Origin of the sequence: Paraburkholderia sejongensis, from assembly GCF_020880815.1 — a bacterium.
GTDB lineage: Bacteria > Pseudomonadota > Gammaproteobacteria > Burkholderiales > Burkholderiaceae > Paraburkholderia > Paraburkholderia sejongensis.
This window is the reverse complement of sequence record NZ_JAJITD010000005.1, coordinates 130,469-143,287: the sequence shown is the minus strand read 5'-3', so window position 1 is coordinate 143,287 and position 12,819 is coordinate 130,469. Positions and strand designations below refer to the sequence as shown.

The 12,819-nt window shown below is 66.6% G+C and carries 11 protein-coding genes; 8 read left to right on the top strand and 3 right to left on the bottom strand.

Annotation, left to right across the window (positions count from 1 at the left end; genetic code table 11):
* Nucleotides 1–48 precede the first annotated feature (48 nt).
* The 6 genes from flhB (at nucleotide 49) to LJ656_RS11500 (ending at nucleotide 8,902) form a co-directional block, all read left to right on the top strand.
* Entirely contained in the window at nucleotides 49–1,269 is a 1,221-nt protein-coding gene (gene flhB / locus LJ656_RS11525; protein WP_230509551.1) for a flagellar biosynthesis protein FlhB, read from the top strand.
* Nucleotides 1,266–3,368: a flagellar biosynthesis protein FlhA gene (gene flhA, locus LJ656_RS11520; protein ID WP_230509550.1), complete on the top strand. Its 2,103-nt coding sequence runs from the start codon at nucleotides 1,266–1,268 to the stop codon at nucleotides 3,366–3,368. Before flhB ends, flhA begins: the two co-directional genes overlap by 4 nt.
* A gap of 247 nt (nucleotides 3,369–3,615) precedes the next feature.
* The gene (gene flhF, locus LJ656_RS11515; protein ID WP_230509549.1) at nucleotides 3,616–5,691 is read left to right on the top strand and encodes a flagellar biosynthesis GTPase FlhF; all 2,076 of its coding nucleotides are present in this window, start codon (nucleotides 3,616–3,618) and stop codon (nucleotides 5,689–5,691) included.
* Nucleotides 5,684–6,553: a MinD/ParA family ATP-binding protein gene (locus LJ656_RS11510; RefSeq protein ID WP_230509548.1), complete on the top strand. Its 870-nt coding sequence runs from the start codon at nucleotides 5,684–5,686 to the stop codon at nucleotides 6,551–6,553. Before flhF ends, LJ656_RS11510 begins: the two co-directional genes overlap by 8 nt.
* A gap of 25 nt (nucleotides 6,554–6,578) precedes the next feature.
* Nucleotides 6,579–7,313: an RNA polymerase sigma factor FliA gene (locus tag LJ656_RS11505; protein ID WP_230509547.1), complete on the top strand. Its 735-nt coding sequence runs from the start codon at nucleotides 6,579–6,581 to the stop codon at nucleotides 7,311–7,313.
* A 233-nt stretch (nucleotides 7,314–7,546) separates the two neighbouring features.
* A complete protein-coding gene (locus LJ656_RS11500; RefSeq protein ID WP_230509546.1) occupies nucleotides 7,547–8,902 on the top strand; it encodes a Fic family protein in 1,356 nt (451 codons plus the stop codon).
* A 27-nt stretch (nucleotides 8,903–8,929) separates the two neighbouring features.
* Here the strand turns inward: LJ656_RS11500 and LJ656_RS11495 are convergent, their stop codons facing one another.
* From LJ656_RS11495 to flgA, 3 genes are all read right to left on the bottom strand, one after another.
* On the bottom strand, nucleotides 8,930–9,376 hold the full coding sequence (locus tag LJ656_RS11495; protein WP_230509545.1) for a flagella synthesis protein FlgN: 447 nt from the start codon (nucleotides 9,374–9,376) through the stop codon (nucleotides 8,930–8,932).
* A gap of 92 nt (nucleotides 9,377–9,468) precedes the next feature.
* Nucleotides 9,469–9,825, bottom strand: coding sequence for a flagellar biosynthesis anti-sigma factor FlgM (flgM, locus tag LJ656_RS11490; RefSeq protein ID WP_230509544.1), 357 nt, complete (start codon nucleotides 9,823–9,825; stop codon nucleotides 9,469–9,471).
* A 144-nt stretch (nucleotides 9,826–9,969) separates the two neighbouring features.
* Entirely contained in the window at nucleotides 9,970–11,568 is a 1,599-nt protein-coding gene (gene flgA / locus LJ656_RS11485; RefSeq protein WP_230509543.1) for a flagellar basal body P-ring formation chaperone FlgA, read from the bottom strand.
* Nucleotides 11,569–11,786: 218 nt separating this feature from the next.
* Between flgA and flgB the strand changes: the two genes are divergently transcribed.
* Entirely contained in the window at nucleotides 11,787–12,284 is a 498-nt protein-coding gene (gene flgB, locus LJ656_RS11480; protein ID WP_230509542.1) for a flagellar basal body rod protein FlgB, read from the top strand.
* A gap of 104 nt (nucleotides 12,285–12,388) precedes the next feature.
* Nucleotides 12,389–12,814, top strand: coding sequence for a flagellar basal body rod protein FlgC (gene flgC / locus LJ656_RS11475; protein ID WP_075303401.1), 426 nt, complete (start codon nucleotides 12,389–12,391; stop codon nucleotides 12,812–12,814).
* The last annotated feature ends 5 nt before the right edge of the window (nucleotides 12,815–12,819 follow it).

Here is a 12,819-nt window from a genome sequence, read left to right as displayed (position 1 = left end):
CGCTGTCACTGGAAAGAGGCGCGGTGCCTCGGCCGACTGGAGAGCCTGGTGGCGCAAGACAGCGACGACAAGACCGAATCAGCCACTCCCCGGCGCCTGCAGAAGGCGCGCGAGGAAGGGCAGATCGTGCGTTCGCGCGAGCTGTCGACGTTCGCGCTGCTGGCGGCCGGCTTCTATGGCGTGTGGGGGATGTCCGGCCATATCGGCGAGCATTTGCAGGACATGCTGCGCGCGTCGCTCACGTTCGACCATGCGAGCACCTTCGACACCCGCCAGGTGATGGCCGGCGCCGGCGCGGCCGCGCGCGAGGGCCTCTACACGCTGCTGCCGATTCTCGCGCTGACCGGCGCGGCCGCGTTGCTCGCGCCGCTCGCGCTGGGCGGCTGGCAACTGTCGGCGAAGGGGCTGGAGCCAAAGTTCAACCGGCTGAACCCGATCGAGGGCCTCGGCCGGATTTTCTCGATCAACGGCCCGATCCAGCTCGGGATGTCGATCGTGAAGACACTGGTGGTCGGGCTGATCGGCGGCAACGCGATCTGGAATCGCCGCGAAGAGATGCTCGCGCTGGCGACCCAGCCGCTGCCGGTCGCGCTCGCCAACGGCGCGCACCTGATCGCGGTGTGCTGCGGGATGACCGTGGCCGGCATGTTCGCGGTGGCCGCGCTCGACGTGCCGTATCAGATCTGGAACTTCCACAAGAAGCTGCGGATGACGAAGGAAGAAGTGAAGCGCGAGCATCGCGAGAGCGAGGGCGACCCGCACATCAAGGGCAAGATTCGCCAGCAGCAACGCGCGATCGCGCGGCGCCGGATGATGGCGCAGGTGCCGCAAGCCGACGTGGTGGTCACCAACCCGACCCACTTCGCGGTCGCGCTGCAATACACGGACGGCGAGATGCGCGCGCCGAAGGTGGTCGCCAAGGGCGTGAACCTCGTCGCCGCGCGGATTCGCGAGATCGCCGCCGAACACAACGTGCCGCTGCTCGAAGCGCCGCCGCTCGCGCGCGCGCTCTATCACAACGTCGAGCTGAACCGCGAGATTCCCGGCCCGCTGTACGGCGCGGTCGCCGAAGTGCTCGCGTGGGTGTTCCAGCTGCGCCGCTTCAAGGCCGAAGGCGGCGACAGTCCGGTCGCGCCGACCGACCTCGACGTGCCGGCCGAACTCGACAAGGGCGGCATATCCGACGCGGACGCCGCCGAAGAAGCTGCCGACACGCTCAACCCGGCCAGCGACGACGCTGGCAAACCAACTAACGGAGCCTCCGCATGAACGCTCGCGCCGGTTTCCTCGGCCGCCGGCCGGATGCCTTGAGCAGCACCAATCTGCGCGCCCTGTCCGGGCCGGTGCTGATCTGCATGATCCTCGGCATGATGATTCTGCCGTTGCCGCCGTTTCTGCTCGACCTGCTGTTTACGTTCAACATCGCGTTGTCGGTGATGGTGCTGCTGGTCAGCATGTACACGATGAAGCCGCTCGACTTCGCCGCGTTCCCGAGCGTGCTGCTGTTCTCGACGCTGCTGCGGCTGTCGCTGAACGTCGCGTCGACCCGGATCGTGCTGCTCGAAGGCCACACCGGACCCGACGCGGCTGGCCAGGTGATCGAGTCGTTCGGTCACTTCCTCGTGGGCGGCAACTTCGCGGTCGGTATCGTCGTGTTCGTGATCCTGATGGTGATCAACTTCATGGTGATCACCAAGGGCGCGGGGCGGATCGCCGAAGTGTCCGCGCGCTTCACGCTCGACGCGATGCCCGGCAAGCAGATGGCGATCGACGCCGACCTGAACGCCGGCCTGATCAACGAAGAGGGCGCCCGCAAGCGCCGCTCGGAAGTCTCGCAGGAAGCCGAGTTCTACGGTTCGATGGACGGCGCGAGCAAGTTCGTGCGCGGCGACGCGATCGCCGGTCTCCTGATCATGGTGATTAACATCATCGGCGGACTGATCGTCGGGATGGTCCAGCACGACATGAGCTTCGCCGCGGCGGGCAAGAACTACACGCTGCTGACGATCGGCGACGGCCTCGTCGCGCAGATTCCGTCGCTGGTGATCTCGACCGCGGCCGGCGTGATCGTGTCGCGCGTCGCGACCAACGAGGACATCGGCACGCAGCTGACCGGCCAGCTGTTCACCAATCCGCGGGTGCTGATGATCACCGGCTGCATCCTGGTGCTGATGGGCCTGATTCCGGGCATGCCGCACTTCGCGTTTCTGATTCTCGGCGGCGGTCTGATCCAGCTCGGCCGCACGATGAAAAAGCGTGCCGAGGAGCGCAAGAACTCGCCGGCGCTGGTCGACGTCACGCCAGCCGCGCTCGCGCCGGTCGAGAACGCCGAGGCAAGCTGGGACGATGTATCCCTCGTCGACACGCTCGGCCTCGAAGTCGGTTACCGGCTGATTCCGCTGGTCGACAAGAATTCGGACGGCGAGCTGCTGAAGCGGATCAAGAGCATCCGCAAGAAGTTCGCGCAGGAGATCGGCTTCCTGCCGCCGGTCATTCATATCCGCGACAACCTCGAACTGCGGCCGAACGGTTACCGGATCGCGTTGAAGGGCGTCGAGGTCGGCGTCGGCGAAGCGTATCCGGGCCAGTGGCTCGCGATCAATCCGGGCCAGGTGTCGGCCGCGCTGCCGGGCACGCCGACCCAGGATCCGGCGTTCGGTCTGCCGGCGATCTGGATCGATACCAATCTGCGCGAACAGGCGCAGGTGTACGGCTACACGGTGGTCGATTCGAGCACGGTGGTCGCGACGCACCTGAATCACCTGGTGGTCACGCACGCGTCGGAACTGCTCGGCCGCCGCGAGGTGCAGGCGCTGCTCGAACGGATGCAGAACGACACCGCGTCGCTGGTCGACGATCTGGTGCCGAAGCTGCTGCCGCTCACCACGCTGCAGAAGGTGTTGCAGAACCTGCTCGAAGAAGGCGTACCGATCCGCGACCTGCGCACGATTCTCGAAGCGCTGGCCGAGCACGGCGGCAAGATCAGCGATCCTCACGATCTGACTGCCGCGGTGCGGCTCGCGCTCGGTCGCGCGATCACTCAGCAGTGGTTCCCGGGCACCGGCGACATGCAGGTGATGGGGCTCGACGCGAATCTCGAACGGGTGCTGTCGCAGGCGCTGTCCACCGGCGCGAACCCGGGGCTCGAACCGGGGCTTGCCAATACGCTGCTGATGGAGACGCAGAAAGCGATGGTGCGCCAGCAGAACGCCGGCCTCGCGCCGGTGCTGCTCGTGCAGCACGCGTTGCGGCCGATGCTCGCGCGCTTCCTGCGCCGCAGCCTGCCGCAACTGAAGGTGTTGTCGTATGCGGAAGTTCCCGAGACGCGCCACGTGAAGGTCGTCAATGTGATCGGCGCGAACGGCTGAATGCGCTGGCCAAGCGCGCCATGCGTCCATGGCCCAGATGCAAAACCGGCGCTCCGATGGGGCGCCGGTTTTCGTTTGGGCGGCATCTTTTGCGCTCCGGTGCGGCGCGCTTTCCATCGCGCGAATTGCCCACGTTTAACGGTCTTTATCCATCGATCGTCGCCCGACACCTTTCGCAATAATTGATCTCAATGTGACGCGGTGTGTTGCCGGTTCGTCAGTCCGTCTACCTCAGCGGGGGTCTAGTTTGAACATTCGTAAATTTCTCGGTGCTACCAGTCGTGATGCGTTGCGTCTCGTTCGCGAAGCGCTAGGTCCCGACGCGGTCGTGCTGTCGAACCGGACTCTCGACGATGGCAGCGTCGAAATCGTCGCGCTCGCCGACCGCGATCTCGCGGCGATCACGCCGAAAACGCGCGAAGGCGCGCACGCGGCCAGTGCCGCACGTGGCTTGAGCGGCATGAGCGGCATGAGCGCGGCGCAAGCGAATCCGTACGCGAGCGCGATGCCCGATGTGTTCTCGTCGGTGTTCGGCGCGAGCCCGGAAGCGGGTGCCGAAGCGGCGCCGTTGAATGCGGCGAAGACGGTTGCCGATGGCGCGGGTTCGTTGAATGGTTCGCTGAACGACGCACTGAATGCGGCGCTGAGCGAATCCGCCGACGATGAATCTTCAAGCGCGAACGCGGCACTGCAAGCGGCTGCGAATGTAGACGCGGCCCCGGCCATTCATCCGAGCGCGCAAGCCGCGCTCGATCAGATGGCGGCATCGGCGCTCGCGCTGCCGGGCAACCCGGCCGGCCATGCCGCAAGCGCGGCCGCCGCCAATCAGGCGCCGGCCAATGCATTCAATGCTGCGTCCGCAATCGCGCCGGCGCCGCCGCAGGCCGGTTCGAGCGCCCGCGCCGCCGCGACACGATTGACGAAGGACATCCGCGCCGATCTGCTGAAAGCGGCCGGCGTGCCGGTGCCGCCAGGCGGCGCCGCCGCGACATCGGGCGCAGCGCCGCGCACGATGGCCGAATCGAATCCGTGGCTGATCGATCACGCGCGCCGCATCGCGGCCGAGCAGCAGGAGCGCGGCGAGTACAGCGCGCGTCCCGCCCCGATGACCCCGGCCGCCGCGACCGCGCGCGGGCTCGGCAGCGCGGTCGACGCGCGAGCCGCCGGCCTCCGGCCGAAGGGCAACGCGCCGCTGACTGACACGCCCGACTGGGCGCGCGAAGCCGCCGAAGCCGCGGCCCGCCGCAACGCGCAGAAAGTCGCGCCAGTGGCGGCCGCGCCCGACGAAACCCGCACCCCCGCCGCGGTCGCCGAAGCGATCAAGCTGCGTATGGAGCAGGTCGTCAAGGACACCGTGATGAACGAGCTGTCGTCGCTGCGCGGGATGATGGAAGAACAGTTCGCGGGGCTGCTGTGGAGCGACCGGCAACGCCGCAATCCGGCGCGCGGCGAGTTGACCAAGCACCTGTTCGCCGCCGGTTTCTCCGCGCAGCTGGTGCAGATGATGATCGATAACCTGCCCGCCGGCGTCGACACGATGGAAGGCGGGATGGAGTGGGTGCACTCGGTGCTCGCGTCGAACCTGCCAGTGATGGAAAACGAAGACGCGCTGATGGAGCGCGGCGGCGTATTCGCGCTGATGGGCCCGACCGGCGTCGGCAAAACCACCACCACCGCGAAGCTCGCGGCGCGCTGCGTGATGCGCTTCGGCGCGAGCAAGGTCGCGCTGCTGACCACCGACAGCTACCGGATCGGCGGTCACGAACAGCTGCGCATCTTCGGCAAGATTCTCGGCGTGTCGGTACACGCGGTGAAAGACAGCGCCGATTTGCAACTCGCGCTCTCCGAACTGCGCAACAAGCATATCGTGCTGATCGACACGATCGGCATGAGCCAGCGCGACCGCCTCGTGTCCGACCAGATCGCGATGCTCGGGCGTGCCGGTCTGCCGGTGCAGCGTCTGCTGCTGCTGAACGCAACGAGTCACGGCGACACCCTCAACGAAGTCGTGCAGGCGTATCAGCGCGCGCCGGACCAGCAGCCGCTGGCCGGCTGCATCCTGACCAAGCTCGACGAAGCGACCAATCTGGGCGGTGTGCTCGACACGGTGATCCGCTACAAGCTGCCGGTGCACTACGTATCGACCGGGCAGAAGGTGCCGGAGAACCTGTACGTCGCGACGAAGAAATTCCTGATCAAGAGCGCGTTCTGCATTCCGCGCGACCACTCGCCGTTCGTCCCGCAGGACGACGACATTCCCGCGTTGCTGTCCGCGCTGTCCGCCCGTTCGACCGCCGAGCTGCACGAGGTTCGCTTTGGATAAGCTCGTTTCGGATCAGGCGGAAGGGCTGCGGCGGATGCTCGCGCGCGGCGGCGCCCGCGTGCTCGCGATGGCCGGCGCGGCGAACGGCGTCGGCAGTACCACGGCGACCGTCAACCTCGCCGCGGCGCTCGCGCAGCAGGGCAAGGACGTGCTGGTGATCGACGAATGCGTTGGCGAAAGATCGGTGAGCGTGATGCTCGGCGGTCTGCGCGGCGCGGGCAATTTCGCCGCGGTGATGCGTGGCGAAATCCCGGTCGACTTCGCCGCCGCGCGGCATGCGCTCGGCTTTTCGGTGTTGAGCGCGTCGCGCAACAACCGCGAGGGCCTCGCGGCGGCCGACTTCAGCGTGCTGCTCGGCGGCTCCGCCGACATCGTGCTGATCGACGCGCAACTCGACGAGCACGGGCATCTGTCGGAATTCGCGAAGCAGGCGCACGACGTGATGATCGTCACGCGCGTGTCGGCCCAGGCGATCACCGATGCGTATGCCTGCCTGAAACGGCTGCACTACGCGCATGCGATCCCGCAATTCCGGGTGCTCGCGACTCACGTGCAAAACCCGCACGACGCGCAGGCCGCGTTCGCGAATCTGGCGGGCGTGGCCGCCCGCTATCTGAGCGTGGCGCTCGAAGACGCTGGCTGTATCGCCGCCGACGCACGGATCGCGCGGGCCGAGGAGTTGTCGCGCTGTGTGGTCGACGCATTTCCGTCGACCCCGGCCGCGCGCGACTTCCGCCACCTCGCCGCCGAATTGCAGTACTGGCCGATGCGGCCAGCGATGTCGTCGCAAACGCCCTGGCGGGCGCCTGCGACAGTTACAGCGGCGCACCACGCCGACCAACCGTCCGCGCAGCACGCCTGAAGGCGCCGTGGACAAGGGGAGCACGATGTATAACGCTCAGGGAAAGATTTCCCAGGCCGAAGTTCTGACGAAGTACGCACCGCTGGTGCGTCGACTCGGCTTGCAACTGGTTGCGAAGATGCCGGCGAGCGTCGATCTCGACGATCTGATCCAGGCCGGCATGATCGGCTTGCTGGATGCCGCCGGACGTTACAAGGAAGACCAGGGCGCGCAATTCGAAACGTACGCAAGCCAGCGGATTCGCGGCGCGATGCTCGACGAGTTGCGCAGCAACGACTGGTTGCCACGCAGCTTGCGGCGCACGTCGCGCGAAGTGGAGACGGCGGTGCACAAGGTCGAACAGAACCTGGGGCGCTCCGCGAGCGAAGCCGAGGTCGCCGAACACCTGCAAATGCCGCTCGACGAATATCAGGCGATGCTGCAGGACCTGCACGGCAGCCAGCTGATCTATTACGAAGACTTCGACCGTTCGGCCGACGACGAACCGTTCCTCGACCGCTACTGCGTCGATCATTCGGACCCGCTGTCGGCATTGCTCGACGACAGTCTGCGCTCGGCGCTGGTCGAAGCGATCGATCGTTTGCCGGAACGCGAAAAGCTGCTGATGTCGCTGTACTACGAGCGCGGGATGAACCTGCGCGAGATTGGCGCGGTGATGGAAGTGAGCGAGTCGCGGGTGTGTCAACTGCACAGCCAGGCAGTGGCGCGGTTGCGCACGCGGCTGCGGGAAATGGCCTGGGCTAACGCCGAGGCTAGCTGAAGCTGTAGCGGCGGTTCTGGCCGCCGTTTCTTTCCTTATGGCGACTGGCGCGGGGCCGCGCTTCAGTAATGGAGGGCGGGGGAAAGCGAGTGTTCGATCTGCTCAGTATCTGCTCAGCATCCGAGAATCTGCTCAAATCTGCTCAGTATCTGCTCACCGACTGACGAATCTGCTCACGCAGCGTTAGTATCTGCTCAATCGTGAGCAGATACTGAGCAGATTTGAGCAGATAAATGAGCAACCTGAGTCCAGCGACTGTCCTTGTCGCAATCCAACGCCTCGCCGAAGCCGGTCGCCACGAGGTTTCGTCGAGCGAGGTGGTCCGTGCGACGCACGGCAGTTCCGCCACCGTCCGCCGTCACCTGGATGCGTTGTGTGCGAGCGGGCAACTCGTACGCATCGGTCAGGCCCGAGCCACCCGCTACCGGTTGACCGAGAGCGCGAGCGCCGGCCAGGCTGCCGCCACTGAAGAATCTCCCACTGTCCCGAGTCCGGTCTGGTCGCCCGCCGCCGTTGAACTGGGCCGGAAACTCGACCTGCCTCTGGGGGCGCGCGAGCCGGTTACCTACCGCCGCGAATTCGTCGAAAACTACGTGCCCAATCAGAGCTCGCTGATGCCGCCCGATCTGGCCGAAGAGCTCTATCGCGAGGGCCGCCTGCACGAGCAGCAGCCGGCGGGGACCTATGCGCGCAAAGTGCTGGAACAGTTGCTGATCGACTTGTCCTGGTCGTCGTCCCGTCTGGAGGGCAACCGCTATACCTTGCTCGCGACCGAGGAATTGTTCCGGCGAGGGACCGCCGGCAGCGATACCGACGCGGTCATGCTGCTCAACCACAAAACGGCCATCGAGTTCCTGGTTGAGGCGGTTCCGTTGCAGGGCCTGTCGATACCGCTCGTCCGCAACCTGCATGCGGTGCTGATGCAGGACCTGCTTGCCGACACCGATGCGCTAGGTGCGATTCGCAAGAAGGTGGTCAACATCAGCGATACGGTCTACGTGCCCACGCAAGTGCCGGCACTGCTCGAGGGCATGCTGGAGACCATCCTGGCCAAGGCCAGGCTCACCAAGAATCCGGTCGAGGCTGCCTTCTTCCTGTGGGTGAATCTCGCTTATCTGCAGCCGTTCGAGGGTGGCAACAAGCGCACCAGCCGCCTCGCGGCGAACATCCCGCTGATGCTCTATAACTGCTCGCCGCTGTCCTTTCTGGACGTCGATCCACGCGACTACGCGAAGGCAGTGCTGGGCGTGTACGAATTTCTGGATGTATCTCGCGCGGTGGACCTGTTCGCCTGGACCTATCGGCGCTCGATCAGGAAATATGCCGTCGTGCTGGAGTCGATGAGCGCCCCGAATCCGTTGAGATTGCGCTACCGGGAGCATTTGAGCGAAGCCATCGGCCTCGTGGTTCGCGACAGGATATCCGCGCAGGCCGCGGTGATGGAATTGGGGCTCACCGAGGATCAGGCGCCCGGGTTTCAGGCCATGTTGCTCGACGAGCTAAAGAAGCTGGAGGTGTTCAATTGCGCGCGATATCGGCTGACACTAACCGCGACGCAGGCCTGGATCGATGCCGGGCGACCGCACTGAGCGCAGGGCCCGACCGGAGCCCCACCATCACAACCCCGACTGCGCCGGCACCCGCCCATCGGGCCCATAGAAATTGGTCTTGCGCGGCACATTGACCTGCAGCGCCTGCAACGCGCGCTGGTTGTAATCCATCCGCACGCGGATCAGCTCGCCGTTGTTGGTATTCACGCGCCGCGCGCGCTCGGCCGCTTTCTGCAGCAGATCCCATTGCGTCGCGATACGCGCGTCGCTGCTCGCCGCGAGTTCCATGCCGGACCTGCCGGCCGGAAAGCCTAGTTCGGCCAGTTGCGCGTCGCGCGCGGCTTCGAGTTTCGCGAGCACGCCGATCAGCGCGGTTTTCTTTTCGACGATCCCGGGCAACTGCTCCAGCGGCGACAGCGCGGTCAGTGCCTTCGTTTCGAGGGTGAGGATGGAGGCGAACGCCTCGACGGTCGAATATTCCTCGACCAGGGTGGCAACCAGAGCGTCTTTCATGTCGGCAACTCGCTACGCGCGGCGGCTCGCACATCGCGCGAGCCGGGTGGGGTGACCGTCGCCCGGCACCTCACCGCGCCGCGAAGTGCGGGTCAGTTGCCGTTCGACGAGGATTTGTTCTGCAACAGGTCGCGCGCCGTCTGCAGCACGCCATCGGCGATCTTGCCGGAGTCGATCTGCAACGTGCCGTCCTTGATCGCCTGCTTGATCGACTCGACGTGCGCCGTGTCGATGTCGGCCGCACCGGTCGCCGCGAGGCTGCGCAGATGCTGCGACAGACCCGACAGGCTCACGCTCGCGTCGCCCGCGGCGTTGCCGGTGGCCGTCGCGGCCGTGCTTGCGCCCTGCGTGGCGCTGCTCGCCGGCGTGGCATCGCCGCCCTGCTGGGTGCGGGACACGGCGTCTTTCAACGTCGGCAGATTCGAAGAGCTGTTGGAATCGACTTTCACGATGGGCTTCCTGAACGATTTGATTCTGATAACGGCAAGCGTTGATCAAAACTTTAGCGCAATCGTGCACTGCCCGGCCCGCGTTCGCGTGGCCATCCGGCCCCTTCAAAGCCGTGTTCTCCGCGACTTTCACCGTGACTCCGTTCACATCTGGATCTCGACCGTGCCGCCATCCTTGACGACGCCGGAGATGATCTGACCATTCGCGGTCTTCACGCGCACCTGCTGACCCGGCGCCGCGTTGTTCATCGCGCTGCCTTCGGACGAGATCGAGAAGCCGTCGCCGGCCGCCACGACCCGCACGGTCTGGCCGAAAGTGACCGCCGACGCGCTGCGCAGCATGTCGCGCCGCAGCGGCATCCCGCTCGCGATCCGCACCAGCGACACCGAGCCGACCGCCTGCGACGGATCGGTGACGATCGCCTGCGGCAGGCCGCTCAGGTCGCCTTCGCGCGCGACGAGGTCGGCGGCGCTCAGCACTTCGCCGGGCGCCATCGCGCGAGACGCGAGGTAGTAAGTGGCGTGCAGCGCGATGCGCGCCTGCAGATAAAGGGTCCACGGGCGCTCGCCCGCGCAGCGCACGCCGATCGTCAGACGGCCCCACAGGCGCGCGCCGCTCGGCAGAAACGGTTCAAGCGCGGTGCATGCGGCGAGGCCGCGCGGAAACGCCGGCGCGACGGTGATCTCGACCTTGCCGGGCAGGCCGGCGGCCTGCAGTTGCAGGAACGCGAGCGCGGCGGTGTGAATTGCTTCGGGGTCCTGCTGACCGGGCAGCGGTGCGGCTTGCGCGGCGGCCGGCGCGGGCGCACCGGTTTGCGGAGTTCTTTGCGGCGCGGCCGGCGCCGGCGTGTTCTGACGCGCGGCGAGCGGCGCCGTTCTGGCGAGCGACGCGGCGCGCGCCTGCGCCGCCGCCGCGTTCGCGAGCGGCTTGCCGTTCGCGCCGAATTGAGGCGGCTCGCCACGCGATGCGAGGCTGTCGATGCTGTTCGCGTCAGTGCCGCGCGGTGGATTAGCGGCCACCGGGCGGGCGTTCGCATCGCCCGGATTATTCGCAGCCGGCGCGACCACCACCGGTGTCACCGCCCGCGCGCCCGCTTCGACATTCACCCGCGCAACCGCGGCCGCTCCAGCCGCTGCTCCCGTATTAACTGGCGCCGGAATCGTCACGACGCCGTTCGCGTCCGGTTTGAAACTGGTGCGGATCATCGTCGGCGCGGCGGGCGCGGCAGCGGTATCGCCCGCGCCGGCAATCACGATCGCGCCGCTCGCATTGGCCGCGCGCGTGAACGGATCGGCGTCGCGCGCGGCCGGCGCGCGGCCGATCGATTGCGCGGTCGCCGCCGCCAGCGAGGCCGCCGACGCGCGACTCTGCGCCGGGCTCTGAATCCGTTGCGCGAGGTCGTTCAACGCGGCGGGATTCTGTTCGGCCGGGCCGGCGATCACGATCGGGCCGCCGCTGTCCTGCGCCTGGCTCGTCGCCGGCACCAGCACGATCCCGCCCGCGACCCACACCGCGACGTTGACGATCAGCCGCGTCGCCACTCGCGCGACGAAGCGCCCGCCACGACGCACGGCCGCGCGCCCCGCGCGCCGCGCCAGCGTGACGCCACCAACGCCACCAACGCCACCAACGCCACCAACGCCACCAACGCCACCAACGTCAACGAGGCCGCCCAGGCCACCCACGCGACGCACGGCAGTGCGGTTCGCACGCGGCGGCAACACGGAAGTGGACTGGCTCATTACGGTTCTCCATCGAAGGCATCGGTACGCCTTGCATTCTAGAGAGCGGCCCCCGCGGACAAACGTCGAATAGAAGCCCCCTTTCCCGGTTATTCGTCCGATTGCCGCTTGCGCCCGGCCCATAAGATGCACCTCATGCAAAAAGGCCTTTCCGCCCGCCGCGCACTTCGCGTGACGCATGCATCGAAAGGCCTCGGGAACGTTCTCGGGAGATTTCTATGCTGGACAAACTCGATGCCGAATTCGCATTCGGCCGCCAGGCGATGGATGTGCGCGCGTATCGACAGGAACTGCTGTCGTCGAATATCGCGAACGCCGACACGCCCGGCTACAAGGCACGCGACGTCGACTTCGCGTCGTCGCTCGCGGGCGCGCTGAAAAAGAGCGGCGGCAGCAGCGCCGGCCAGGGCGCGTCGAACAGCTCGCCGCTGGCGCTGACGAAACCGGCCGGCGTGACGAGCGGAATGTCGATGAGCGCGACCGAGCCGGGTCACATGAGCGGCAAGACCACGCTGAGCGCGACGGGCGGCAGCCCCGACGACTACGGCACCCTGAAATACCGGATTCCGACGCAGCCCGCGCTCGACGGCAACACCGTCGACGTCGACACCGAGCGCGTGCAGTTCGCGGACAACACGCTGCACTTCGAATCGGGGATGACGGCCGTGTCGAACCAGATCAAGACGATGCTTTCGGCGATCACCTCGGGTAGCTAGGCCCGCGCCGCGCACGAAAGCACGAACAAGCACGAAACACCCGAACAAACCGCTACGGGACTTAACGCAAAGCCGGTGCGAACCGGCAGGAGAGGTCAGGAAACATGCCATCCCTGATGAATATTTTTGGTGTTGCAGGCTCCGCGATGTCGGCGCAATCGCAGCGGCTCAACGTGACGGCGTCGAATCTCGCCAACGCGGACAGCACGACCGGCCCGGACGGTCAGCCGTACAAGGCCAAGCAGGTCGTGTTCGCGGTGAACCCGCTCGGCGGCGCGCGCTCGGGCTCGGGCCAACAGGTCGGCGGAGTGCAGGTCACCGGCGTGATCGACGATCCGTCGCCGATGAAGACCGCGTACGAGCCCGGCAATCCGGCCGCCGACGCGAACGGCTACGTGACGCTGCCGAACGTCGATCCGGTGCAGGAGATGGTCAACATGATCTCGGCTTCGCGCTCGTATCAGGCCAACGTCGAAACGCTGAACACCGCCAAAACGCTGATGCTGAAAACGCTCACGATCGGAACCTGAGGAGA